This window comes from Kitasatospora sp. NPDC017646, from assembly GCF_044329365.1.
Lineage (GTDB): Bacteria > Actinomycetota > Actinomycetes > Streptomycetales > Streptomycetaceae > Kitasatospora.
On the sequence record NZ_JBIRJC010000006.1, the window covers coordinates 245454 to 269483 of the forward strand.

Here is a 24030-nt window from a genome sequence, read left to right on the forward strand (position 1 = left end):
TCCGTCTTCGAACTCCCGCCTCGGGGCGGACACGGGGAGTTCGAAGACGGACCCCAGGTTCGGCGAACGACGGGGCCACCGTGATCACGGGCAGCCGAACGCGAGATCCCCGACGGGGGCAGCCTCGGAGGACGACGATCCGGACCGGCCGGCGCCGGACGCCGAGGCTTCCGAGGACGAGGACGGGGATGAGTCGGCGAAGGCCGCGTCCGACTCCTCGGAGCGGCCTTCCGGTGCTCAGGGCAGCACGTCGATCCGGCCCATCTGGCCGTGCGAGGAGTGCACCAGGTGGTGGCAGTGATAGACGTACTCGCCCGGGTAGTCGCCCCAGGTCATGGCGATCCGGACGGTCTCGCCCGGATGGATCGCGACGGTGTCCTTCAGCCCTGCCTCGGCCGGGCCGACCGGCTCCCCGTCACGGTCCAGCACGCGGAACCGCACCAGGTGGGTGTGGAAGGAGTGGGGGGCGTGGAAGACCCCGGCCGGCCGGCGGGTGGGGCGGTTGTGGATCGTCCAGATCTCGCTGGTGCCGACGGTGGTCCGCACGTCGGTCCGGTCCGGGTCGTACTTGCGCCCGTTGATCCTGGTGTCCGGGAAGGTCGTCATCCAGAACTCCCGGTGCACCGTCGCCTCCGGGATCGGCGGCAGGGTGGCCAGGACGTCCGGTATCCGGCTGCGGTCCTCGGCCGTCCGGGTGATGTCGAAGCGCAGCACCTCGGGCCGCTCGGTCTCCAGCGCGGCCGTGTTCTCCAGCACCACCGATTCGCCGACCGGGTAGCGGGCGAAGTCGACCACGATCTCGGCGCGTTCGGCGCCGGCCAGGGTCAGCTCGTCCAACTCCACCGGGCCGGCGAGCAGTCCGCCGTCGGAGGCTATCTGGGTGAACGGCACGCCGTCGGCGAAGCGCAGCGATACGTGGCGGTTGGGCGAGACGTTGAAGACCCGCAGTCGGTACTTGCGCGCCGCCACCTCGAAGTAGGGCCGCTCCTTGCCGTTGACCAGCATGTGCGGGCACTCGTACGGGTCGGTGTAGACCAGCCTGCCGTCCGTCTCGATCCGGGCGTCCCGGATCAGCAGCGGGATGTCGTACTCGCCGCTCGGCAGCGGCAGGCCGCTCTCGTGCGGGTCGCTGAGCAGGTAGGCGCCGGCCAGGCCGCGGTAGACGTTCTCGGCCTCCATCCGGTGCGCGTGGTCGTGGTACCAGAGCGAGGCGGCCACCTGTTCGTTGGGGTAGCGGTACTCGCGGGTCTCGCCGGGTTCGACGAGGGCCATCGGCAGGCCGTCGTACTGCGACCGGACGTGGCCGCCGTGCAGGTGGACGGAGGTGTGCACGTCCAGGTCATTGGTCTGCTGAACCACCACCTCCCGGCCCTTGACAGCCCGGATGGTCGGCCCCGGGAAGCAGCCGCCGTAGGCCCGGACGGTGGTCAGCAGCCCCTTGACGATCTCCACCTCGGTCTCGGCCATCCGAAGCCGGTACAGGTCCGAGGAATCCGTCCGCGACACCGGACTCAGCACCGGGGGCACCTGCATGGCGTGCGCGAAGGGGACGATCCGGGCGGCCCGCCCCCTGGGCCCCGATCCGGCGTGGGCGGTCGGCAGTGCGGCTGGCGCGGTCCGGGCCAGGCTCGGTGTGAGGCCCCATGGGAAGAGGGCCACCGGGCCGCCTATGGTGGCGGCCCTGAGGAGGTCTCGTCGGTTCAGCATCCTCGGTCTCTCTGTCCGGGACCCGGCGGTCGGTACGCCGCCGGGCAGATGGTCGCCGGCCGTGGTCGCCGGCCGCCCCGCCCAGCGGCTGCCGCGCACATGACGGGGCGCGGGCCTGGCGGTGACTGACCGTGCGGCTCGCGCCGTGCTTGGTAACCGCCCCGCTGGCTCAGTATCAGCGGGCTTCGCGCGCTCTGCACCGCGACCGCATCCGCGCGGAACCCGGCATCCCCGGGGCGGCCGGTGCTCCCGGGTCGTTCGGTGGCCAGTGCGTGCGGCGGCGAGCGCCTGGCGCGAGCTCCCGGCGTCCGGCCGCGCGCGTCGGGGGCCCCCCCCCCCCGGGCCCCGGGGGGGGGGGGGGGGGCCCCCCCCGCCCCCCCGCGGGGGGGGGGGGGGGCGGGGGGGGGGGGGGGGGCGCGGGGGGCGGGCCGCCGGGGGGCGGCCGGGGCGGGGGGCGCCCCCCCCGGGGGGGCCACGACGGGGGAAGGCTGGGAATCCCCACCGGTCAGTCAGGTGGTGGCCGGTACGACATTGGTGGCCTCGACCGCGGGGCGGAGCCGTCTGGCCAGGTCCACGGCATCGCCCTTGGCCCAGATGTGGATGAAGAAGAGACGCGGTTCGTCCGTCAGGCCGTGGTTGTGGAGTTCCACGAGTTCGATGCCGCCCCGCCGCAGCTCCGCGAGCACCTCCTGGACCTCGGCGGCGACCATGGCGAGGTCGCCGCTGAGCGCGGCCCGTCCCCCGCCGAGCGGCTGGAAGTTGAAGGCGGAGGTCGCGCCCAGGCCGGGTGGCAGGACGTGCCCCTCGTCGATGACGGTCTCACGGCGGACGAAGATGCACGTGTGAACGTCCTCGCCGCTGTTGCCCGCGGCCCCCAGAGCGGCGTCGATGCCGTCGGTGTCCAGATCGAGGGGCCGGGGCGGTCTGGGAGGGCGCGGTTCCGGCATGCCGGTGCGGTCGAGCGCGGTGCGCAGCCCACGGGCCAGTGCCACGGCGTCGTGGCCGTGTGCGCAGACATGGGTCCACCAGAGGTCCGGCCACTGCTTCGGCAGGTGCTTGTGGAGGGCGGTCAGGGCGATCCCCTGGGCCTGGAGCGCGTCGGTGAACGCCGGCAGCTCCTCTCCGGTCACCACCAGATCGCCCATCATCAGGGCGCTGCCGTCGTCGTACCGGGCGAAGGAGGCGTGCGAGCCCAGCGCGAGCCCGGGTGTGATGACGACGCCGCGACTGACCACGTGCAGGTCGTGCCGCGGGAAGGGCGTGTGGTGGTAGGTCGAGCGGATGAGGTTGCCCGGGCGGCCGAGAGCGCGCACGACGTCGCTCCAGTCCGCCTCGCTGGTGGTCACCGGGGTGGGCGCGGGTCCCATGCCGCCCGAATCATGGACCGTGGCCGACCTCGTGGACGCAGCCCCCGCCAGGCCGGCCAGCACTGGTATCAGTCCGGCCGCCGCCAGCAGCGGCCGTCGCGGTAGGGCGGCGGGAACAGGGTTCCCGGGGGTTGCGTCTTCGGTCTTCACAGGCACCTCCAGAGCCCGGAGCGAGGACGGGAGCCGGTCCCCGCGTCGTGCCTCGACGGCGCGGGGACCGGCTCCCGTCCGGGCCGGCCGCCAGGGGTGTGCCGGCGGCCGGACGAACGGTCGGATGGGGGAACGGTTCGACTTCGCGGTCAGGAACCGGGCGAGGCCCAGGTGCCCAGGGACATCTCGGCGGTGATACCCGGGCCGAACCCGGCCATCAGCCCGTGGTGGCCGTCGAGAGCCGATTCCTCGTCGAACATCCGGGCCAGGGCGTCGAGCACGACCGCACTGGCGATGTTGCCGTACTGCGTGAGGGTGGCTCGGCTGAAGCGGAACGCCTCGGGCGGCACCTTCAGGAAGCGGCTCAGGTCGTCCAGGATCCGTGGACCACCGGCGTGGATGATGTAGAAGTCCAGCATGCCCACGTCCCACTGGTGCTGCTCCGCGACCGCACGCAGGGCAGGGCTGAGGGGCTCCATCGTCCCTGGCACCCGCTTGTCCAGCTGGAAGTGGAATCCGGTGGGGCGGACCGCGTAGGAGATCCACTCCTCGGTGTTGGGGATGAGGTACGAGCCGTTGCGCTCCAGCCGGATCCCGGTGCCGCCCTCGCCCCGGACCACGGCGGCGGCGAGCCCGTCGCCGAACAGGCCGTTGGACAGCAGCGACCCCACGCCCAGGTCGGTGGGCTGGTAGCACAGCGAGCAGAACTCGCAGGCCACGATCAGTACGTTGGCGCCCGGGTAGGCCGAGCAGAAGTCATGAGCCCGGTTCACGGCCGCGCCGCCGGCCGCACAGCCCAGTTGGGCGATCGGCAGCTGCCGGGTCTCCGGCCGGAAGCCCAGCTTGTTGATCAGCCACGCCGTGAGCGAGGGCATCATGAAGCCGGTGCACGACACGTAGACGATCAGGTCGATCTCGTACGGCTCCAATTGGGCTGTTTCGAGGGCCCTGACCACCACCTCCGGGACGCGGGCCTTGGACTCCGCCTCGAAGACGGCGCTGCGCTCGTCCAAGCCCGGGTGCTTCAGCACTACGTCGATGGGTTGGATCAGATGCCGCGTCCGCACCCCGGTGTTCTTGATGAGGCGCAACGCCAGATCGAGCTGGGGATGGTCGTGGTGGAGCCTGCGCGCCAGTTCGAGGGTTTCCTCGTTGGTGATGACGTTCTCCGGTACGGCTATCGCCGGCTTGCACAGAACGGCCATGGGACTTCCTCCAGACGGGCGGAGTTCCCGGTGCGACCCCGGCGAGGCGGGGAATTCAGCACTCGACGGCAGCCGCTGTGAGCCGGACGCGTGGGGACCGGCACGGCGGCGGGACTCACCGGGCGGGGCCCGACAGCGCGGCGGACGAGTTCGGCAGAGCGAGGATCGGATGCTCGCTGTGCGGGTGATTGCGCCGGCCGCTAGTTGGTTCGGGCCACGTCAGCCCAATCTACGGAAGGCGGGGCCAGCACGCACCTCGGCCCGCACACTCCGAGGTGTGCGGGCCGAGGTGCGCGGCGACGCCGGAAGCGGGGTGGCGGCAGGCGAGTGCCGAGGCGCGGGGGCGCCGTCACCAGGTGACCGGCAGCCCGAGCGGATAGCGCCAGATCGACGAGGTGTTCCATGCCAGTTCCGCGGCCGGCTTCGCCAGCGCGATCCTGGGGAAGCGCTCCAGCAGAGTCCCGAGGGCGACTTCGAGCTCGGTGATGGCCAGCGGTGCGCCGAGGCAGTGGTGCGCGCCCCAGCCGAAGGTCATGTGGGAGGGGCTGGTCCGCTCCAGGTCCAGCTCGTCGGGCCGCTCGAACCTGCGGGCGTCCCGGTTGGCGGTCAGGTAGGAGACGTGCACGATGTCCCCCGCCGGGATCGTCACCCCACTCAGCTCCACGTCCTCAAGGGCCACCCGGGGGATGCCGACGCCCTTGCGGAACGGGATGAGGCGCAGCATCTCATGGATCACCTGGGTGAGCATCTCGGGCCGCTCGCGCAGGACGGCGCGCACGTCCGGCCGGGTGAGGATGGTGTACGAGAGGTTGCCGAGCTGGTACGTCGTGGTGTCCTGGCCGGTGATCAGCAGGACCATGGCCATCACGGTGAGTTCCTGCTCGTCGAGGACCTCGTCCCCGTCGCGGGCCGTGGCCAGCGCGCTGATCAGGTCGTCACCGGGGTTCCTGCGCCGTTCGGCCGTCAGCTCGGCGAAGTACGCCCGCAGGTCGGCCTTGGCTCGCACCGCGTCCGGCTTGTTGTCCAGGTCCATGTTCATCATCGTCCTGGCGTTGGCGCGCAGCTGTGCGCTGTCGGTCTCGGGGATCTCCAGGACCTCGCAGATCGTGATCAGCGGGAGCGGGTGGGCCAGGTGCTCCATCAGGTCGGCCGGGGGCCCCTGGTCCCGCATCCGGTCCAGCAACTCGTTCACCACGTGCTGGGTACGGTCTCTCATCCGCTCGATGTGGTCGGGCGTGAAGCCCTTGGACACCAGGCTGCGCAGGCGGGCGCTGGCGGGCGGGTCCATGACGTTGATCGCCTCGGCCTGGACGATCGGCTCGGGAGTCATGCGCGGGAAGTCCCGGCCGACGATGGCGTGGCGGCTGAAACGCCGGTCAGTGGTCACTGTGCGTACGTCGTCGTACCCGGTGACCAGCCATGCCTCCCCCTCGCCGTAGGGGAGGCGGATGCGGCTGGCCGGTGCGTCGTTCATGAGCTGCCGGAGCATCGGGTCGAACTCAAGGGCTTCGGCGAAGTCGAACGGGCAGTTCCGTGCGCTGGAGTCGGTGGACATGCGGACCTCCAGGTCTGGGCCGTGCGGGCCGGACGGGGAAGCGGACGGGATGGACTGAGCACCGGTACCCGATCGGTCGGCCGCACACACCGGTGGAGGCGCGGCACGACCGGTAATTCATCCGGGCTGATCAGTGACAGGGGCGCACCGTGCCCCGGGGACGGCGACCTGACCGAGGACGACCCCGAGGTCACAGCCACCGGGTACGGCGTCCCGTCCGGCCGGACCAGGCCCGCGTCAGTCACCACGAAGGACGAGGCCGGAGCCGGTGAGCCGAACCTCGTCATGCAGGCGCCCCGGCAGTACTAGGCCCAACGAACGACGGGGTCCCGGGCCCGGTGGCCGGCAGTACTAGGCCCAACGAACGACGGGGTCCCGGGCCCGGTGGCCGATCCGCCGGCCGACCCCGCGGCGCGATCGTGGGGGCATGAACGCAGCACAGCACACCGACCCCGCTCCCGTCGCCCTGGTCACCGGCGCCTCCCGAGGACTCGGCCTGGCGCTCGCACACGCCCTCGCCGCCGAGGGCTGGCAGCTGGTGATCACCGCCCGCGGCGCTGCCGAACTCGCCGAGGCCGAAACCGCCCTGGCCGCCGTCACCAAGGTGGTGGCCCTGCCCGGCTCGATCGTCGACGACGACCACCGGGCCCATCTGGCCGAGGCCGCCGAGGGCCTCGGCGGCGCGAGCCTGCTGGTCAACAACGCCGGTTCGCTCAACGGCGCCGCTACTCCGGGCACCGAACCGCTGCCCCGGCTGGCCGACTTCCCGCTGCCGGACCTGCTGGAACTCTTCGAGGTCAACGCGCTCGCCCCGATCGCCCTCACCCAACTCGTCCTGCCCCAACTGCGCGCCCACTCCGGCGCCGTCCTCAACATCAGCTCGGACGCCGCCGTGGAGCCCTACCCCGGCTGGGGCGGGTACGGCGCCAGCAAGGCCGCGCTCGACCTTGCCACGGCCGTACTCGACCGGGAGGAAACGCAGTTGAGGGTCTGGGCGATCGATCCGGGCAACATGCGAACCCGGATGCTGCAGGAGGCCAGTCCCGGCGAGGACATCTCCGGCGAGCCGCTGCCCGCGCAGGTCGCGCCCGTCCTGCTCGGCCTGCTGCGCGACCGCACCCCCTCCGGGCGCTACCGCGCCGAGGACCTCGCGGCGGCGCCGGCCGCCGGCCGGGGTGGGCGATGACGGTCCTGTCGGAGCTCGGCCTCGACGTCACCGTCCCGCCCGAACTCTCCGCCCGCGCACCGGCGGAGGCGCGCGGCGGCGCCCGGGGCGGCGTGCGGATGCTGGTCGGCCGACGCGCCACCGGCGCCGTGGAACACCGCCGATTCACCGAGCTGCCCGAAGTGCTGCGCCCGGGGGACCTGCTGGTGGTCAACAACTCCGCCACCCTCCCGGCCGCCCTGCCGGGCCGGCTGCCCGACGGCACCCCGGTCGCCCTGCACCTGTCCTCCGCTCAGCCGGACCAACGGGGCACACACCTGGTCGAGTTGCGCCGGGTGGTGCCGGGGACGGCGGCGGCCTACTACCCGCCGCAGGAGTCCCCGGCCCGGCCGGGCCTGCGGGTCGCCCTGCCGGCCGGCGGCGCGGCCGAGCTGGTGCAGTCCTTCACCGCCCGCCTCTGGCACGCCGAACTCCACCTGCCGATATCGCTGTTGCCGTACCTGGAGCTGCACGGGCGGGCGATCCGGTACGGCTACGTGGACCGCGACTGGCCGATCGAGGCCTACCGGACGGTCTTCGCCACCGTGCCCGGCAGCAGCGAAATGCCCAGCGCCGCGCGGCCTTTCACGCCTGGCCTGGTGGCGCGGCTGGCCGGTCGGGGCGTGCTGGTCGCCCCGGTCACCCTGCACACCGGGGTGGCCTCGCCGGAGGCGCACGAGGCTCCGTACGCCGAGCGCTTCCACGTCCCGGCTGCCACCGCCCGGCTGGTCGGCCACGTCCGGGCCGGGGGCGGCCGGGTGATCGCCGTCGGCACCACCGTGGTCCGCGCCCTGGAGTCGGCCGTCGCGCCGGACGGCACGCTCCAGGAGGCCGACGGCTGGACGGAGTTGGTGATCACCCCGGAGCGTGGCGTGCGCGCCGTCGACGGCCTGCTCACCGGCTGGCACGAGCCCCGCGCCTCGCACCTGCTGATGCTGGCCGCCGTCGTGGGCCGCCCGCTGCTGGCGGGCTGCTACCGGGAGGCCGTCCAACGGCGTTACCTGTGGCACGAGTTCGGAGACGTCAACCTGCTGCTCCCGGACTGACGAGCCCTCGCGACCGCCGGTGGCGGTGGGCTCTCGTCCGTGCGGACCGTCACCGAGCACTGGCCGTAGGTGCAGGCGAGGGGGAGCGCCGCTCAGGCCAGCAGGGTCTGCGCCACGTGGTGGGTGTCCAGGTACTCGCGGACGGCGGTGATCAGGCCGTTCTGCACGGTGAACACGCCCAGGCAGTGGTTCTCGTACGCGGCGCCGTTGGCGGCCGTTCCGACGGTGGTCCACTCGGCCACCGCCTGCGGGCCGTCGGCGAGGACACGGGTGAGGGTGAGGGTGGGCAGGCCGTCGGGGGCGAAGAGGGTGCCCACCCGGCCGAGGAAGTCGCCGAAGATCTCCTGCTTGCCGCGCCAGGTGCGGGAGAGTTCGAGGCTGCCGGGGTAGGTCCAGGTGGCGTCCTCGGCGAACAGGGCGATGGCGGCGTCCCGTTCGCCGGCGGTGAGTCGGGTGACGTACTCGGTGACGACGGTGCGGGCGTCGCTGCGGGTGTCGTGGTCCTGCATGGTGGGCTCCTTCTGGCCGTCCCGGTCGGGGCTCTCCCGCCGTGGCACCAGCAAAGCCCTGCGGCCTTCCGGGTAGCCAACAACTCCCGGACGGTGTCGACAACGATCAGTTGTTCATGCAGCCGGGAAGCCCGGTGGCAGCTCCAGCTCGAACCAGACCACCTTGCCGTCGGCGGTGCGGCGGCTGCCCCAGCGGTGCGCCAGCTCGTTCACCAGGTGGATGCCGCGCCCGCCCTCGTCGTCGTTGCGGGCACGGCGGATGCGGGGCGTCCCGCTCTCCCGGTCGGCGACCTCCACGGTGAGCACCCGGCTGCAGAACAGCCGCAACTGGGTGGGGGATCCGGCGTGCACCAGGGCGTTGGTGATCAGCTCACTGGTGAGCAGTTCGGCCCAGTCGACCAGCGGGGTCAGGCCCCAGGCGGTGAGCGTCTCGCGGGTGAAGCGGCGCGAGTGGGCGACCATCGCGTGGTCGCCGGTGAGCGGCAGGGTGGCGATCCGGTCGGCGCCCTCCGGGCGGACCTGCGCCATGATGACGGCGATGTCGTCCTCGACGGTGCGCCCGGTGAGCCGGGTCAGGACGGCGTCGCAGGTCTGCTCCAGCGAGCGGCGCCGGTCGGCGACCGTACGGCAGAGCAGTCGCAGGCCCTCGTCCAGGTCACGGCCCCGTCGCTCGACCAGGCCGTCGGTGTAGAGGGTCAGGATCGCCTGCTCGGGAAGGGTGAACCCGACGCTCTCGAACGGGACGCCGCCCACGCCCAGCGGCGCGCCGGGCGGCAGCTCGACCAGGCGGGCGTTGCCCTCGGTGTCGGCGACCACGGGCGGAAGGTGGCCGGCGCAGGCGGCGGTGCAGCTGTGGTCGGCCGGGTCGTAGAACACGCAGACGCAGGTGGCGAACTGGCCCTCGCCGAGCGCGGTGGTGGCCTCGTCCAGTCGGTGCAGCACCCGCGCCGGGTTGAGCTCCAGGGTGATCAACGTCCTTGCCACCGTCCGAAGTTGGCCCATGGTGGCGGCGGCCCGGATGCCGTGGCCCATCACGTCGCCGACGATCAGCGCGACCCGGCCGGAGGAGAGCGGCACCACGTCGAACCAGTCGCCGCCGACCTCGCTGACCACACTGCTCGGCAGGTAGCGGTAGGCGAGTTCCAGGCCGAGGGTGCGGTGGATCTCCTGCGGCAGCAGGCTGCGCTGGAGGGTGAGGGCGGTGTCCCGCTCCCGGCGGTAGAGCCGGGCGTTGTCGATCGCCAGCGCCGTGCGGGCGGCCAGCTCCTCGGCCAGCGAACGGTCCGCCGGGCCGAACGGCACCGGGTTGTGGGTGCGGACGAACTCGGCGCCGCCCAGCACGAGTCCGCGCGCCACCAGCGGCACCATCAGGTACGAGTGGACCCCGGCGGCCAGCGCCGGCTGCACCCGGTCGGGGGAGGCGACGATCCGCCGCAGCTCCTCCTCGGTCACCGCGGAGACCAGGATCGACCGCCGGGTGCGCAGGCTCTGCGCGTACACCTCGGCCGAATGCGAGGTCTCGCCGACCTGGTCGGCGGCGGCCGTCATGCTGCCGTCCGGCGCCGACTCGCCGACCGCCACCGCCCGCATCAGCACCCGCCCGTCCCTCGACACCGGGCCCGGCTCCTCGCCGCCGAGCACCGCGTCGCGCAGGTCCACGGTGACGAAATCGGCGAAGCGCGGAAGCACCACCTCCACCAACTCCCTTGCGGTGCGGTGCAGATCGAGCGTGGTACCGATCCGGTTGCTGGCCTCGTTCAGCAGACCCAGCCGCTGCTGGGCGGCCCAGGCCTCGTCCAGCGCCCGCTGCCGGGCGGCGGCCGCGTCGCGCTCGCGGGTGAACAGCAGCGCGTTGTCGATCGACACCGCCGCCCGCACCGCCAACTCCCCGGCCAACGCGAGGTCCTCGTCCTCGTACGGGCGCTCCACCAGGGTCCGGTAGAAGCCCGCGACGCCGACCGGACTGCCGCGCGCGATCAGCGGAACGACCATGAACGAGCGCACGTTCTGCTCCCGTACGGCGGCGGTGCGCACCGGGTCCTCGGCGAACCAGGCCATGCCCTCCTCGTCCATCCGGGGCACCAGCACCGGTTTGCGGTGCGCCAGGCTCCACGCGTACGGCGAACCCGGCAGGAAGCGGTGCACCCCGCCCAACCGGGCGATCGGCGCCAGGGTCGAGCCGTGCACCGAATGGAACGCCATCCGCCGCAGCAGCGCCGAACCGTCCTCCGGGGCCCGCGCCTCGCGCTCGCCCCGGACCAGCTCCTCCAGCACCTCCACCACCACGGTGTCGGCCAGCCGGGGCGTCGCCACCTCGGCCAACTCGTTCGCGGTGCGGTCGAGATCGAGGGTGGTGCCGATCCGGGCGGACGCCGCGTTCACCAGCGCCAGCCGCTCCTGCGCGGCCTTCGCCTCGCGCAGCGCCTGTTGCCGGGCCAGCACCGTCTGGTGCTGGCGCAGGTACAGCCGGGCGTTGTCGATCGCGACCGCGGCGCGCGAGGCCAGCTCGTCACCGAGCGTGATGTCGGCCTCCGCGAAGGACTCCCGCTCGCCGCGCCGCGAGTACACCACCATGCCGAGCGTGGTGCCGCGCGCCACCAGCGGCGTGATCCGCACCGAACGCGGCCGGTCGCCGATGAACGCCCGGCGTCGGCTCTCGCTGAGGCCGTCGGCCAGCGGCGACAGCTCCCAGGACGGCACCACCACCGTCCGCCCGGTGATCAGCGCCCGGGCGTACGGGGAGTCCGGCGGCAGCTCGTACACCGAATCCACCGGCAGCGCGTCGGCAGGGTACAGCGGGTCGGAAGTCGCCAGGGCCAGGCGGCGCACCAGCTGCACGGCGTCGGGGGCGGGCGGCTCGACGTTGCGCCCCGCGATCAGCGCCTCCAGGGCGAACACCCCGCTGATGTCCGCGACCCGCGGCACCATCGTGTCGGCCAGCTCGCGGGCGGCCTGCCGCAGGTCCAGCGTGGTGCCGATCGACGCGGTCGCGTCCACCAGCAGCGACAGCCGCTCCTGCGCCCGGGCCGCCCGGGCGTCAGCCTGGTAGCGCTCCGTGACCTCGACGAGCGTCGCGCTCACCCCGAGCACCCGGCCGCCCTGGTCCGCCAGCCGGAAGTACGAGGCGGACCAGGCCCGGTCGCGCCGCGGATCCCCCGGCGTGTGGCCGTGCGAACGGAAGTCCACCACCGGCAGGCCGCTCGCCAGCACCTGCCGCATCACCGCCTCGGCCTCGGAGCCGTTGGTCCCCGGCAGCACCTCGGTCAACCGGCGGCCCAGGTGAGCGCCGACGGTCAGACCGTTGGTCCGCGCCAGCGCCTCGTTCAGCCGGACGTAGCGCAGCTCGGTGTCGAAGACGGCCATGCCCACCGGGGACTGGGTGAAGAAACCGTTCAGCACAGCCAGATCCGCCTTGATCCGCCGCAGCGTGGTCACCTCGGAGGCCACTGCCAGCACCAGCGGCGCCCCACCGGGCCCTTGGACGGGATGGGTCCGGAACTCCAGGTTCACCAGGTGCCCGTCCCGGTGCCGCACCGGGAACACCCCGGACCACTCCCGGCCCGCCAGGATCTCCGCGAACAGCTCCAACACCTCGGGCCGTTGCTCCTCCGAGGTCAGTAGCTTGGCCGCCTTCGCGCCGACCGCCTCATCCGCGCGGTAACCGAGCAGCGCCTCCGCGTCACCGCTCCAGTGCAGGATCCGCCCGTCGGCCTCGATCAGCGCCGTGGCGATCGGCACCATCAGCAGGGCGTCCTGCTGAGGCTCGCCCCGGTGCTGCCCGTCGTCGTTCACCATGGCCAGAGAACCGCCCAACCACCCGGGAGCCCGTTCTCACCAGCCCTGCCATCCTCGCACGCAGCCCCCGCACCCCGCTCATCGTGGCCCGCGCCGCAGCGAGGGCCGCACCGACATGCGGCGGCAACGGGAGTCGACCAGGCGCCCCTCTTCCCACGGGTTGAGCAGACACCTATCGGGCGGCCGACGGATCCTGCGATCCTCGGAGGCAGGTCGGCGGCGCCGCCGACCGGCGCCCACCACAAGGAGGCCCCGTGCCTGATTTCGGTGGAGGATTCACCGACCCCGACGAACCCGCCGTCGACGACCTCGAAGAGACCGCCGACGAGGAAGAAGCGGAGGACGAGCCCGCCCCGACCGACTGACCGCGCCCCGGCCTTCATCCGTAGGCCACCCACCCCGCGAGTGAACACCGCACGCCCCGCCCGAACCACGAAACGTGCTTCGGGCGCGGGCGCGGGCGCGGGCGAGGCCCCTTCGACCGGGTACTGCGCCACCTCTTCCCCCCGGAGGCGGCGTGCCGACGCCGCTTCGCATGAGAAGTCGGCGGGTCCGACTTCCTGTGTTGCGTTGGTCCGGGCGCGAGGCCGTTGATCAGTGCGGTTCTCCGTGTTGGGCGGATTTGCGGGGTGGGGAGGTGCGTCTGCGGCGGCTTGCTGTGGTGTGTCAGCTGGTGGTGGCGGGTTCGCGGGTAGGTGGTGTGGGTTGGGGGGCGGGGTGGGTGCGGGATTCGGCGGTGCGGGCTGCGAGGGCCAAGGCGGCTCCGAGGAGGCAGAGGGTGGCGGCGACCAGGACGGCGCGGTCGGTACCGGTGGCGAGGGCGTGGGCTGCGGCCTCGGAGCCCGGGGTGGTGGGACGGGTGGAGCCGGCGACGGCGACCGTGATGGCCACGCCCAGCGCCGAGCCGATGTAGCGGGAGGTGTTGTTGGCACCCGAGCCCATGGCCGCCCGGTGAGCGGGGACACTGCTGACCGCGAGCCGGGCGAGGGCCGCGTTGAGGACCCCGCTGCCGATGCCGGCGACCGCCAGGCCCGGGGCCAGCCGGAGCCAGCCGGAGCCGGGGGTGAGCCCGTAGAGTCCGCCCTCGCCGAGGCCGCAGATCAGCAGGCCGAGGGCGACCTGGGCGGTGGCGGAGAGGTGGGCGGCCAGTCGTCGGGCCTGGAGGGCGGAGAGGACGGACAGCCCGGACCAGAGGGCCAGTACGCCGCCCGCGGCAAGGCCGGAGAGGCCGAGCACACCCTGGAGCAGCGTGGGCAGGTAGCTCATGAAGCCGACCAGCGAGAGTCCGGTGAACAGGGCCCCGCCGGTCGCGGCGATGAAGCCGGGGCTGCGGAACAGGGCGAGGTCGAGCATCGGCTCGCGGACCTTCGCCTCCACCAGCGCGAACGCCGCGAGCAGCAGCACCCCGCCCACCAGCAGGGCGACCACCACGGGCCGTCCCCAGCCGCTGCGGCCCTCGGCGAGACCGGCGATGAGCAGGGACGTACCGGTGGTCAGGGTCAGCACGCCGTACGGGTCGAGCGCGCGGGGCCGCTCGGCGCGGGACTCGGTGAGGCCGGCGGCGGCGCAGGCGGCCACGGCGGCGGAGACCACGGCGAGTCCGCCGTTGACCGCGCGCCAGCCCGCCCACTGCTCGACGAGTGCGCCGTAGACCGGTCCGACCGCGATGCCAAGGCCGACGGCCGCGCCCCAGATGCCGAGTGCCCGGATCCGTTCCGGTCCGGCCGGGTGGGCGTGGCTGATGAGGCCGAGCGCGGGTGCCAGGACGGCGGCCGAGGCGACGCCGAGCAGCACCCGCGCGGCCAGGAAGACGGCGCCGCCGGGGGCGAGCGCGGCAAGGGCCTCGGCGGCGGCGAACAGCAGCACACCGAAGGTGAAGACCCGCTTGCGGCCGTGGTCGTCGGCGGCGCTGCCGGCCGTGAGGAGGAGTGCCGAGATGCCGACCAGGGTGCCGGTGAGGATCCACGTGCGGCCGGAGGCGCCGAGGTGGGCGGCCTGGGCGGTGGCGGCGAGCGAGGCGGTGGGGGCGGTGTAGGCGACGGTGACCAGGGCGGTCGCGGCCGCGGTGACGGCGAGGGTGGCGCCGGGCCGGGCGGACGCGGTCGCGGGGGTGGAGCCGGGTGGTGCGGGGGACATGGGTGTTCCCTCCGGAGGCTGGACAATGGATCTGGTGAATGAACCTTCGTCTCGGGCAGCACGCTACCACTGCTGGTCTGTTCATTGAACCCACATTCGCGGTGGACTACGCTGGCCCACATGGCGCTGGGAACCGACTACGAACTGCAGGAATGTGCACTGGCCCGCGCCCTGGAGGTGGTCGGCGAGCGCTGGAGCCTGCTGATCGTCCGCGACGCGTTCTACGGGGTGCAGCGCTTCAACGACTACCTCACCCACCTCGGCATCCCGCGCGCCGTTCTGACCGCCCGGCTCAACGCCCTGGTCGCGGCCGGGGTGCTGCGCAAGGAGCCGTACCAGCAGGCGCCGCTGCGCCACGGCTACCTGCTCACCGAGATCGGCCTCGAACTCTGGGGGCCGCTCTACCAGTTGAGCCGCTGGGGCGGTCGGCACGCCACCGAGGGCGGGCCGCACCACCTCTTCGCGCACGTCGCCTGCGGTACCGACCTGGACCTCGTCGGCGCCTGTCCCGAGTGCGGCGGCGGGCCCGTCCCCCCGGGCGAGGTCACCATGCGCCCCAACCCCGCCCGTACCGGCGGCCACCGCGACGATCCGGTCTCCCGCGCCCTGGTCCGCCCGCACCTGCTGCTCGAACCGATCGCCTCCGCGGCGGCGTAGCGGCGCGCCGCCGGGGCGCGCGGAGGCAGGCCGACGTGGGCGAACCGGCGGGCGCAGGCCGGCGGGCGCAGGCCGACGAGGCCGCCGGCAGGTCGCCGACGGCCTCACGGGCGCTGTGGGTCAGGAGTGGAACTTCACCTCCGGGTCGGCGGCGGTCGGCCCGTCGAAAAGCGGCTGGTCGATGTCCTTCAGCTGGAGGTCGAAGAAGGCACCGACGTACTGCCGGGTGAGTTGTACGGCGCGGCCGCCCGACATGGTGGTGTCCGGGCCCTGGGGCATGCCGAGCGCGTCGTAGAAGAGGGGGAAGTCGGTGAAGCTGCCGTGGTTGGAGCCGTCGAAGGTCAGCCAGCGCTTCCACCCGTCGAGCCGGGCCCACGCCGTGGACCAGCCCGGGTCGTCGGGGCCGGGCAGGTGGTGGCCGATCATCAGGTACGGCTTGCCGCCGACGCCGGACTCGGGCACCGGGTAGTCCATGGAGCCGTCCAGGTCGACGCCGGCCTGGATCCGGTCGTCCGTCACCAGTGCGGGGACGGTGGCCGCGCCGCCGGCCGAGTGCCCGGCCATGCCGATCCGGTCGCGGTCGATCATGCGGGCGTAGCGCCAGGCTGGGTGGGGGCGCTGGGTGAGCTGGTCGATGACGAAGGAGACGTCCTTGGCGCGGCTCTCGTCCAGGCCCTTCCAGGCCTCAGGCGTCGTGAGCTTGTGGCACATCACGCAGGGCAGCGTCTGCCCGTCCGGGAAGGTGGTCCCGGTGTTCTCGTAGGTGTGGTCGACCAGTGCGACCACGTACCCCCGGCTGCCCAGGTCCTCGGCGAGGCTGGTGAGCGAGGTGCGCGGCATGGAGAAGCCGGGGGAGAGGACCACCAGCGGGTAGTGGCCGCCCTGGGGGCGCGCGTCGGTGCTGGACCAGGTCCGGGTGTTGGTGACCGACTCGGTCGGAATGCTGCTGGTCGCGGGCGCCGAGTCCAGCAGCATCCGGGCGGCCGCAGCGGTCATGTAAGGGGCCGGGCTGCCGGTTCCAGCGTGGGCGGGGTAGTACATCGTGACCATCAGCTGACGCGGACCGGCCGAGGGGACCCACGGGTCCGGACGGTTCTGGTCGACCAGGTGCAGGACCTCCTGCCCGACCGCGTACGGCCCGGTGGGCCGCGGGAGTTCGAGGTGGAGGGCGCTCGGGGCGGTGGCGGCCGCGGTGGTGGTGGCGGCGCCCGGGGCGGTGGGCGCGGCCAGGGCCGGTGCGGCCGCGGCGACGGACAGGGGCAGCGCGAGCAGCAGCGCTGTCGCGGCTGCGGTGGTGCGAAGTCGGCTCGTTCGTCGGGTCATGTGAGTAACGGTAGGCCGCGGACGGCGGAACTGACGTCCGCTCAGCGATGTACTGGTCCCCTGCGGGTTGGGCCTTCGGCGGCCCTTAGGGGGCGGGCGCGATCAGTGGATCGCGCCCAGGGGCGTGGCCGCCCGCCGTCACCGACCAGGCGGTCTGCGGGAAGCGCCTTCGAGGGTGTCGATGACGGACTCGATCAGTCAGCTGGCGGACGGACTCCAGCAGGGGCTCAACGGGGGCGCGGAGGGCGGGTGCGGTATGAAGGTCGCAGCAGTTGGACGTCGTACTGGTCGAGGAAGCGGTCGAGTTCGGCGGAGACGTAGCCGTTGTCGGCGAGGATCAGCAGGCCTGGCCGGTCCGGCGTGAACTGGGCCTCGGTTCCGACGAGCGCGGTCAGGACCTCGGGCTCGTCGACTTTCGGGCTGGCCAGGATTCAGGTGACAGGAAGCCTGGGCCGGGGTGCAGACGAGGTGCGGGTGAAAGCGCCAGAACCAGTGTGAGTGCGAGCGGTTGTAGCCGTAGCCGTAGCCGTAGCCGTAGCCGTAGCCGGTCCAGGCCGCCAGCGCCGAGTGGCGCACGGTGTCACGGGAGCACCGGCACTCCACTGGCGCCGAGGCGCGGTGATCCACACCGGGTCGGCGCCACAGGTCGGTCGCCCGCCCGGGTACCGGATGGCCTGCTGGAGCAGCGGCCGTGCGGCACCCGGGTGCTTGTGGTAGGCGGGCCGCTCGGGCAGGCCCGGGACCATGCCGCGCAGGTGCACGATGGCGAAGCGGATCCAGTGCGCCTCGGAGTGGAAGCCCAGCAGGAGCTGGGCCACGGCGAGGCAGACAGCTCGGAGACAGTCAGTCACGGCAGGCGGCCGGGAGGGGCCGCACAGTCGGGCGACGGTGGTGACCGGGACGGACTCCGGGACCCCGGCCGACGGCCAGGCGTGGCGCGCCGTACTCATGGCCCGTTCCGCGATCTGGTCCACGCGGCCGCCGATCACGTCGTCGACCACAGCCGGGTCGATGCCGCTGAGCCCGATCAGAGCCCGGAGGATGTGGGCGGGCTGGTCGAGCGGCTGGACCGCCGAGAGCGAATCTCCGGGCTCCATCCAGTCGTCCCCGTACTCCGGGCGCGGACCTCCTCCAGGAACCCCGCCGCCGCACGGGCGTTGAGCACCAGGAGGGTGAGCGGCAGGCCGGCCGAGTGCGTCCGGATCTCCAGTTCCCCGAGGCCGTTCGCCCGGGCCGAGTGCACCTCCGCCCAGCGGTAGGCCTCCGTCGGGGCCAGCGGGTACGGCGGCCGGTGCACCAGCCCGCCGGCCGTCACCGTCAGCCGCCCCCGGCCGAACCGGACGTTCCCCTCGGAGCGCAGCGCCTCGTGCAGGGCGGCCCGGAGGCTGGGGGAGAGACGCTCGTCCACCTCCCGGAACAGTCCGTCCAACCCGCGCAGTTGTACCAGCACCAGCGGCTCGTCCGCGCCCGCCAGCCATATTCGACCGTGTTCGGGCTTGCCGCGCTGCCCGCCCGGGACGTACTCGACGGCCTCCATCTGGCCCCACGGCAGAAGCCGTTCGCCGCCGTTCGCCCCGACCAGGGCCAGCCCGCCCTGGTGGATCCGTACGGAGCGCAGCTCGGGCGCGGGCCGCAGCTGCCCGTACCCGCTCACGGCCACCACCGCCACGGCCGCGACCACCGGCGCGGGCCACCACTCGCCGAGCGCCACGCAGACCGCCAGGGCGAGGAGCGCCGCAACGGCGTCCAGCCACGTCCGCGCCCGCCACGGGACGGGCCGGAAGCCCCGGTGCACCCGCACCACCGGCCCGAGCGGACCGTTCGGGCCGAGCCGGGCCTGGCCGCTCTCCACGAGCGACCGCGCCCACCCCGGCGACCACACCATCGCCACTTCGGCCCCCTTGCACTCGGCGGTCTCACCAACCGGAACTGCGGCTGTCGGATCACCAGGATCGTCCGCCTGCCGCCCTCAGGAACAGTGTCAATCGGCACCTTTTGGCCCGAAACAGCCAAAGTGGATCCGGGGAGGGGGTGCCGTTCGGCCCATCTGCGGCGGCGACGGCAGCGACGGCGCACGACAGCGCACGACGGTCCGGCAGGCAGCAGCGGGCAGCAAGCGGCCAAGGGCCGTAGGTGCCGAACGGCCAGGACGTCGGGGCCCGCCCAGCCGAGGAACCCGTCAGCCCCGTCCCGTGCCGAACCCGGTCTGCAGCCTCCGCAGCAGCGCCGTGCCCGCCGGGTCCACCGACCGCCGGGTGTTGGCCAGCACCACCACTCCCACCTGCTGCTCCGGGTCGAAGGCGACGAAGGAGCTGGACCCACCCGTCCCCCCGTTGTGCCACAACTGCAGGTGCCTGCCCTGCTGGGCGTGCAGCCGGTGGCCGAGCCAGCCGAGGTGCGTCCAGGCGAACGGGTTGACCCGGTGCCGGGTCTCCCGGGTGAGCAGGATCGCGGGCGTCAGCGGCGCCTCGGCCTCGCGCTCGGCGGCCAACTGCGCGCGCAGGAGTACCGCGAGGTCGGCCGCGGTGGAGCGCAGTCCGCCCATGCCCGGGAGCGCCGCCATGTCCCAGGAGGGGACCGGTCGGCCGCCCGGCGAGTGGCCGTGGGCCAGCCGTTCGGACTGGTCCGGGCCGGGCCGCAGGCAGGTGTCGGGCAGGCCCAGCGGCACGCAGACCTCGCGCGTCACCAGCTCCTCGTACCCGGTGCCGGCCCGGTGGGCGAGGGCCAGCCCGAGCAGCCCGGCGCCGAGGTTCGAGTAGCGGAAACTGCGCCCGGGGGCGGAGTGCAGTCGGGTCCGGGCGAGCCCGGAGATTATTCGTTCGGCAGTGCAACGGGCGTACGGATCGGGCCGGTTGGGCTGGAGCAGTGCGCGCAGCGCCATGCCCCGGGGCAGGCGGGGAAGCCCCGACGTGTGGGTGGCGAGGTGCCGCAGCGTGATCGGCTGCCCTCCCCGGACCGGGACGGCCGCCCGATCGGGGAGCACCTCTGCGAGCGGCTCGTCGAGTCGTACCGCACCGTCGAGCGTCAGCCGTGCGAGCACGAGCGAGGTGAACACCTTGGTGACGGACCCGATGTCGAAGAGCGTGTCCGCCCCGGGTGCCCCGCCGCCCGGCCCCGTCCGCCCGGCGCCGTGGATCTCCACGGCGTCACCGGCCAGTCCGGCGACCACCACGCCGACGTGCCGGCCCGCGAGCCGGTCGGCGGTCTGCTCCACGAGGCGGGCGAGTTCGTTCATGTGCGCGAGCCTAGGCGGCCACGACCTGCGAAGTCGTCCGCCTGGAAAATGATGTCCATCGCTCCGGTTGCTCCCACGGGTGTACGCCCCGCTGCGCCCGCAGCAGCAGTACGGCACAGCGCGGCAGGAACGGCGGGCGGCCCGACGCGCGCACCCGGCAACGCGTCGACCCGCCCGTCGTGGACCACCCGCCGCGGCCTCACCGGCCCGCGGACCCGTCGGCCACGCCACCGGCGGCCCGGCGGCCCGTCGGCCCGCGGACCCGCGGTCAGCAGCTCAGGTTGTCCCCGGGCACGGTGCCGAGGATCTGCACGAAGCCCTGGTACAGGCTGATCCGGTGCTGCATCTGCGCGGTGTTGCTGCCGTTGCACTCCAGCGCGCCGTTGATGCTGCGGATCGTCTCACCGAAGCCCCGCCCGTTGACCATCGCGTCGTGCGCGGTCATGGTGCCCGGGCCGTTCTGGGTGTTCCAGTACCAGAGGCCGGTCTTCCAGGCCACCGCCGGATCGGTCTGCACCAGGTCCGGGTGGTTCAGCAGGTCGAGGCCGAGCGCGTCGCCCGCCGCCTTGTAGTTGAAGTTCCAGCTGAGCTGGATCGGTCCGCGCCCGTAGTACGCGGCTTGCCCGGCCGGGCACCCGTACGGTTGCGAAGTGTCGCAGTAGTGCGAGTAGTTGGAGGTGTTCTGCTCTACCACGTAGACCAGTCCGCCGGTCTCGTGGCTGACGTTGGCGAGGAAGGCCGCGGCCTCCTGCCGCCGTACGGTGTCGCTGCCGGTGGCCGCGAAGCCGGGGTAGGCGCCGGTCGCGTCGAGCAGGCCCTGGTAGGTGTAGAAGGGGTTCCGGTTCGGGAACATCTGGTCGAACTGGGCCTGGCTGACCGGGAATCCGCCGGGGTCGGGCGTCGGGGTCGGCGTCGGGCCGGGGTCGGTGGGCCCGCCGCAGGGGCCCTGGTCGGCCCAGACCCCGGAGCCGCCGGTGCTCGGCGGCTCGTTCTGGGTCCACCACTTGGCGGTCCAGTTGTGCCCGTTGTACGAGACGGCGGCGCCGCCGGTGTACACGGCGGTGGCGCTCCACGCCGTGCCGCAGGCGGCGGCACTGGCGGAGGCCGGGAGGAGCACCGCGAGCGCGAGCGCCGTGATCACGGTGGACAGCAGCGCGAGCAGGCGTTTGGTTGACACGTCATCACCCCTTGTGCGGTGGGGCCGCACGTCGTCGAGACAGGGACCTGGTCGGGGTAGGGCAGCCGGGCCCCGTGCGGGGGCGCGTCGTGGGGGACGGCCGACCGGGGTGCGAGCCGGTGAACGGGGCTGACACCGACTCAAGCGGAGTGGTCTATACCTGTCAAGGGGCTGGACGGAAGCGCCACCCGCGAACCCGGGGAAACGGCTCCCGGCGAACCCCAGAGGACCCCTGAACCCCGAGGGACCCACGCCCCCCGAGGGACCCACACACCCCGAGGGACCCACACACCCCGAGGGGCCCATGCACCCCGAGGGGACCCCTAAGCCCCGAGGGACCCACGCACCCCGAGTTCCTCTTGGAACCCCCGACCCCCCTGAACCCCCGAAGTCCCCCTCGGCGCCCCGGAGACTCCCGACACCCCTGACACCCCCTCAGGGCCCGCTACGCCTCCCCGAGCGCCGCCCGGATCCGCGCCGCGACTTCCGCCGCCCCCGCCTCGTCCGGGTACTTCCCCCGCGGCCAGAAGAACCCGCGCAGCCCGTCCTTCGGATTGCGCGGCACCACGTGCACGTGCAGGTGCGGCACCGACTGGCTGATCCGGTTGTTCGCCGCCACGAAGCTCCCCGCCGCGCCCAGCCCCCCTTCGACCGCCGCCGCCACCCGCTGCACCCGCAGGAAGAACGGCCCGACCTCCTCGGCCGGCAGGTCCGCCAGGGTCCGGTGGTGGGCGCGCGGCACCACCAGCACATGGCCGGGGAAGAGCGGGCGACGGTCCAGGAAGGCCACCGCCGTCCCGTCGTCCAGCACCCGGTGCGCGGGTTCCTCGCCCGCCACCACCGCACAGAAGACGCAGTCCATCCGTCCATTCAAACCACCGGCGGTGATCCCGGCACCCCCCGTGAACCCGGGCCCGCCCGGCTTCACCCGCCCGGGGGCCGACCGGGTACGCCCGCCCCGCCCCGGGCGCACGACGGCGCGGGCGACACCCGGACCCGCAGAACACCCCGGGACGCACCAGGGTGCCGCGCCCCGCCGCCGGCCTCGCGGCACACCTACTCGTACCGGTACAGCAGCGCCTCCCGCTCCGCCTGCTCGATCATCTCGACGGTCAGCGAGTCGTCCCGCAGGTGCGACAGCGTGACCTCCGCCGAACTCGGCTGCGCGTCCTCGGCCAGCCAGTTCTCCGGCTTCCACGCCGAGGCCCGCAGCAGCGACTTCGGGCAGTGCGCGTACACCTCCTCCACGGCCACCACGATCGCGCTGCGCGGCGGCTTGCCGACGGCGGTCAGCTGCCGCAGCAGCTCGGGGTCGGTGGAGACGCAGGCCCGCCCGTTGACCCGCAGCGTGGTGTCCCGGCCCGGTACGACGAAGAGCAGCCCGACCCGGCCGTTCTCCAGGATGTTGTGCAGGGTGTCCAACCGCTTGTTGCCGGTGGCGTCCGGAATGGCCAGGGTGTACTCGTCGAGCACCGAGACCAGCCCGGCCGGCCCGCCGCGCGGCGAGACGTCGCAGCGCCCGGCGGCGTCGGAACTGGCGACGAAGACCAGCGAGGAGCAGGCGATGAGCCGTCGGGCGACCTCGTGCAGGCGGTCGACCTGCTTGCGCCGCGCGTGCTCGCCCGGCTGCTCGTAGACCTCGCGCAGCTGTGCCGGGTCGGTGAGGGCTTCCGCGCTGAGGGCGGCGAACAGGCCGTTCGGGGTGACCGCAGCGGTGGTTGACGGTGCGATGGCGTCCGGTGTGAGGGTCATGCCGGGAATCTAGCCGAGGCCGTCCGCCGCTCCGACGGCCCGGGTTCGCAGCCCCGCCACCGCCCCGGTGGCGGACGCCGTCCCGCGCCCACGGCGGCCCCGCCCACCGGATTTCCCCATTCTCCGTGAAAGAGTCGCCCTACCCCTCCCCACCAGCGGTTTTCCGCTGATAATGGGGCCAGGGACTCCAGCCAGCCGGAGGTGGTGGCCGTGATCGTCAGAATCTGGGCCGGGCAGGTCACGGCCGATCGCATCGAGGAGTTCTGCGCGCACCTGGCCAGCCAGTTGCTGCCGCAGCTCGGGCGGACGGACGGCTGCCTCGGCGGCGAACTGCTGCGCTCGGTGGCCGAGGACGGGCACCGGGTGCTCGTGGTCAGTCGCTGGCGCGACGAGGAGGCCCTGCGCGGGTACGCCGGGCCGATGTGGCGGATCCGGCCGGTCTGGTCGGAGGGCGAGCTGCACTACCTCATGCACCCTCCGGAGGTCACCCACTTCATGCCGATTGCCGCACCCGCCACCCTCTGAATCCGGCTGGCCCAGGCCCTCGGACCGACGGCTCACACCGAGAGCGGCACCGGGTGGATCTCGTCAGCCGGGTGCCCGGTGCGGCGGTGGACCCGCTGCACCGCTTCCCTGGACGGCGCTTCGGACAGGCAGTACACCGTGCCCGAATCCGGGTCCGCCCAGGCCTGCTCGAAGTGCACGCCCTCCTCGGCCTCCACTGCCGCGTCGGCCGCATGGGCCGCCCTGAGCTGCTCCGCCGTGATCCCGCTCATCCCGTGGTGGACGTCCATGAACTTCATCGCCGTCGCCTCCGACCCGACAAACCGAACCTGGCCCCCTCACCAGCCTCGCCCTCCCCAACCACCCGCGCCACCCATCCGCGCCACCAGACACCCGGCCCCCGCCCCCGACCACCGCCCGCGGAACCACCCCGCCGACCCGCCGCCCCGCCGGGACCACCGGCCCCGCATTCCCCGCAGGACCGTGAAACAGGCCACAGCGGAACACCCTCCCTGGGCCTGCCTCCCGCGTGGCACAATGTCGTCAACAGCAGTGACGTTCAGCGCACTCCGGGGTCGGTGAAAATCCGAACCGGCGGTTACAGTCCGCGACCCGTCCGCAGCCAGCGGCCGGTTGACCAGGTGAAATTCCTGGACCGACGGTTAAAGTCCGGATGGGAGGCGTGCGCGGGCGGACGAAGAGCAGTAC

19 protein-coding genes and 1 riboswitch are annotated in these 24030 nt (G+C 73.2%); of the genes, 4 read left to right on the forward strand and 15 right to left on the reverse strand.

Translation table 11 applies throughout. The features are described from left to right. Positions 1 to 237: 237 nt before the first annotated feature. The 4 genes from ACH4J0_RS13200 to ACH4J0_RS13215 form a co-directional block, all read right to left on the reverse strand. Entirely contained in the window at positions 238 to 1659 is a 1422-nt protein-coding gene (locus tag ACH4J0_RS13200) for a multicopper oxidase family protein (RefSeq protein WP_396239356.1), read from the reverse strand. A gap of 557 nt (positions 1660 to 2216) precedes the next feature. Further along, the gene (locus ACH4J0_RS13205) at positions 2217 to 3074 is read right to left on the reverse strand and encodes a DUF1259 domain-containing protein (RefSeq protein ID WP_396239358.1); all 858 of its coding nucleotides are present in this window, start codon (positions 3072 to 3074) and stop codon (positions 2217 to 2219) included. 299 nt (positions 3075 to 3373) lie between these two features. Continuing rightward, positions 3374 to 4429 carry a type III polyketide synthase gene (locus tag ACH4J0_RS13210; RefSeq protein WP_396239360.1) on the reverse strand — a complete coding sequence of 352 codons (1056 nt, stop codon included), beginning with the start codon at positions 4427 to 4429 and terminating at the stop codon, positions 3374 to 3376. A gap of 349 nt (positions 4430 to 4778) precedes the next feature. Then, positions 4779 to 5984 (reverse strand): cytochrome P450, encoded by a 1206-nt coding sequence (locus ACH4J0_RS13215; RefSeq protein WP_396239362.1) that lies wholly within the window; start codon positions 5982 to 5984, stop codon positions 4779 to 4781. A gap of 427 nt (positions 5985 to 6411) precedes the next feature. Between ACH4J0_RS13215 and ACH4J0_RS13220 the strand changes: the two genes are divergently transcribed. Both ACH4J0_RS13220 and ACH4J0_RS13225 read left to right on the forward strand, forming a co-directional pair. Continuing rightward, on the forward strand, positions 6412 to 7170 hold the full coding sequence (locus tag ACH4J0_RS13220) for an SDR family oxidoreductase (protein ID WP_396239364.1): 759 nt from the start codon (positions 6412 to 6414) through the stop codon (positions 7168 to 7170). Further along, positions 7167 to 8234, forward strand: a complete 1068-nt coding sequence (locus ACH4J0_RS13225) for an S-adenosylmethionine:tRNA ribosyltransferase-isomerase (RefSeq protein ID WP_396239366.1) — start codon at positions 7167 to 7169, stop codon at positions 8232 to 8234. The genes ACH4J0_RS13220 and ACH4J0_RS13225 overlap by 4 nt, the downstream gene beginning before the upstream one ends. A gap of 92 nt (positions 8235 to 8326) precedes the next feature. Here the strand turns inward: ACH4J0_RS13225 and ACH4J0_RS13230 are convergent, their stop codons facing one another. From ACH4J0_RS13230 to ACH4J0_RS13240, 3 genes are all read right to left on the reverse strand, one after another. After that, the gene (locus tag ACH4J0_RS13230; protein WP_396239368.1) at positions 8327 to 8743 is read right to left on the reverse strand and encodes a nuclear transport factor 2 family protein; all 417 of its coding nucleotides are present in this window, start codon (positions 8741 to 8743) and stop codon (positions 8327 to 8329) included. A gap of 114 nt (positions 8744 to 8857) precedes the next feature. After that, a complete protein-coding gene (locus tag ACH4J0_RS13235; RefSeq protein ID WP_396239370.1) occupies positions 8858 to 12538 on the reverse strand; it encodes a SpoIIE family protein phosphatase in 3681 nt (1226 codons plus the stop codon). A 666-nt stretch (positions 12539 to 13204) separates the two neighbouring features. Beyond that, a complete protein-coding gene (locus tag ACH4J0_RS13240; RefSeq protein ID WP_396239372.1) occupies positions 13205 to 14674 on the reverse strand; it encodes an MFS transporter in 1470 nt (489 codons plus the stop codon). 120 nt (positions 14675 to 14794) lie between these two features. Here ACH4J0_RS13240 and ACH4J0_RS13245 point away from each other — a divergent pair, with 120 nt between their 5' ends. Then, on the forward strand, positions 14795 to 15331 hold the full coding sequence (locus ACH4J0_RS13245; RefSeq protein ID WP_396239374.1) for a winged helix-turn-helix transcriptional regulator: 537 nt from the start codon (positions 14795 to 14797) through the stop codon (positions 15329 to 15331). A 120-nt stretch (positions 15332 to 15451) separates the two neighbouring features. Here the strand turns inward: ACH4J0_RS13245 and ACH4J0_RS13250 are convergent, their stop codons facing one another. The 7 genes from ACH4J0_RS13250 to ACH4J0_RS13280 all read right to left on the reverse strand — a co-directional run bounded on the left by ACH4J0_RS13250 (position 15452) and on the right by ACH4J0_RS13280 (position 22818). Then, positions 15452 to 16654: an alpha/beta hydrolase family protein gene (locus ACH4J0_RS13250; RefSeq protein WP_396239376.1), complete on the reverse strand. Its 1203-nt coding sequence runs from the start codon at positions 16652 to 16654 to the stop codon at positions 15452 to 15454. Between the two features lie 431 nt (positions 16655 to 17085). After that, on the reverse strand, positions 17086 to 17751 hold the full coding sequence (locus tag ACH4J0_RS13255; protein WP_396239378.1) for a hypothetical protein: 666 nt from the start codon (positions 17749 to 17751) through the stop codon (positions 17086 to 17088). Next, positions 17682 to 18545 (reverse strand): hypothetical protein, encoded by an 864-nt coding sequence (locus tag ACH4J0_RS13260; RefSeq protein ID WP_396239380.1) that lies wholly within the window; start codon positions 18543 to 18545, stop codon positions 17682 to 17684. Before ACH4J0_RS13260 ends, ACH4J0_RS13255 begins: the two co-directional genes overlap by 70 nt. A 288-nt stretch (positions 18546 to 18833) precedes the next feature. After that, complete coding sequence (locus ACH4J0_RS13265; RefSeq protein WP_396239382.1) at positions 18834 to 19889, reverse strand: serine hydrolase domain-containing protein; 1056 nt, start codon at positions 19887 to 19889, stop codon at positions 18834 to 18836. Positions 19890 to 20157: 268 nt separating this feature from the next. Then, positions 20158 to 21066, reverse strand: coding sequence for a glycoside hydrolase family 19 protein (locus ACH4J0_RS13270; protein ID WP_396239385.1), 909 nt, complete (start codon positions 21064 to 21066; stop codon positions 20158 to 20160). Positions 21067 to 21511: 445 nt separating this feature from the next. Beyond that, entirely contained in the window at positions 21512 to 21928 is a 417-nt protein-coding gene (locus tag ACH4J0_RS13275; protein ID WP_396239387.1) for an HIT family protein, read from the reverse strand. A 194-nt stretch (positions 21929 to 22122) separates the two neighbouring features. Then, positions 22123 to 22818, reverse strand: coding sequence for an MSMEG_1061 family FMN-dependent PPOX-type flavoprotein (locus ACH4J0_RS13280; RefSeq protein WP_396239389.1), 696 nt, complete (start codon positions 22816 to 22818; stop codon positions 22123 to 22125). A gap of 210 nt (positions 22819 to 23028) precedes the next feature. Here ACH4J0_RS13280 and ACH4J0_RS13285 point away from each other — a divergent pair, with 210 nt between their 5' ends. After that, entirely contained in the window at positions 23029 to 23343 is a 315-nt protein-coding gene (locus ACH4J0_RS13285; protein ID WP_396239391.1) for an antibiotic biosynthesis monooxygenase family protein, read from the forward strand. A gap of 32 nt (positions 23344 to 23375) precedes the next feature. Here the strand turns inward: ACH4J0_RS13285 and ACH4J0_RS13290 are convergent, their stop codons facing one another. Continuing rightward, positions 23376 to 23621 carry an SCO4226 family nickel-binding protein gene (locus ACH4J0_RS13290; RefSeq protein WP_396239393.1) on the reverse strand — a complete coding sequence of 82 codons (246 nt, stop codon included), beginning with the start codon at positions 23619 to 23621 and terminating at the stop codon, positions 23376 to 23378. 262 nt (positions 23622 to 23883) lie between these two features. Beyond that, positions 23884 to 24011: riboswitch (FMN riboswitch) on the forward strand. Positions 24012 to 24030 lie beyond the last annotated feature (19 nt).

Bases quoted from the DNA above. Each gene is read 5' to 3' on its own strand.
- ACH4J0_RS13205 (WP_396239358.1), bottom strand. From the start codon at position 3,074: ATGGGACCCGCGCCCACCCCGGTGACCACCAGCGAGGCGGACTGGAGC.
- ACH4J0_RS13210 (WP_396239360.1), bottom strand. From the start codon at position 4,429: ATGGCCGTTCTGTGCAAGCCGGCGATAGCCGTACCGGAGAACGTCATC.
- ACH4J0_RS13215 (WP_396239362.1), bottom strand. From the start codon at position 5,984: ATGTCCACCGACTCCAGCGCACGGAACTGCCCGTTCGACTTCGCCGAA.
- ACH4J0_RS13220 (WP_396239364.1), top strand. From the start codon at position 6,412: ATGAACGCAGCACAGCACACCGACCCCGCTCCCGTCGCCCTGGTCACC.
- ACH4J0_RS13225 (WP_396239366.1), top strand. From the start codon at position 7,167: ATGACGGTCCTGTCGGAGCTCGGCCTCGACGTCACCGTCCCGCCCGAA.
- ACH4J0_RS13230 (WP_396239368.1), bottom strand. From the start codon at position 8,743: ATGCAGGACCACGACACCCGCAGCGACGCCCGCACCGTCGTCACCGAG.
- ACH4J0_RS13235 (WP_396239370.1), bottom strand. From the start codon at position 12,538: ATGGTGAACGACGACGGGCAGCACCGGGGCGAGCCTCAGCAGGACGCC.
- ACH4J0_RS13240 (WP_396239372.1), bottom strand. From the start codon at position 14,674: ATGTCCCCCGCACCACCCGGCTCCACCCCCGCGACCGCGTCCGCCCGG.
- ACH4J0_RS13245 (WP_396239374.1), top strand. From the start codon at position 14,795: ATGGCGCTGGGAACCGACTACGAACTGCAGGAATGTGCACTGGCCCGC.
- ACH4J0_RS13250 (WP_396239376.1), bottom strand. From the start codon at position 16,654: ATGACCCGACGAACGAGCCGACTTCGCACCACCGCAGCCGCGACAGCG.
- ACH4J0_RS13255 (WP_396239378.1), bottom strand. From the start codon at position 17,751: ATGGAGCCCGGAGATTCGCTCTCGGCGGTCCAGCCGCTCGACCAGCCC.
- ACH4J0_RS13265 (WP_396239382.1), bottom strand. From the start codon at position 19,889: ATGAACGAACTCGCCCGCCTCGTGGAGCAGACCGCCGACCGGCTCGCG.
- ACH4J0_RS13275 (WP_396239387.1), bottom strand. From the start codon at position 21,928: ATGGACTGCGTCTTCTGTGCGGTGGTGGCGGGCGAGGAACCCGCGCAC.
- ACH4J0_RS13280 (WP_396239389.1), bottom strand. From the start codon at position 22,818: ATGACCCTCACACCGGACGCCATCGCACCGTCAACCACCGCTGCGGTC.
- ACH4J0_RS13290 (WP_396239393.1), bottom strand. From the start codon at position 23,621: ATGAAGTTCATGGACGTCCACCACGGGATGAGCGGGATCACGGCGGAG.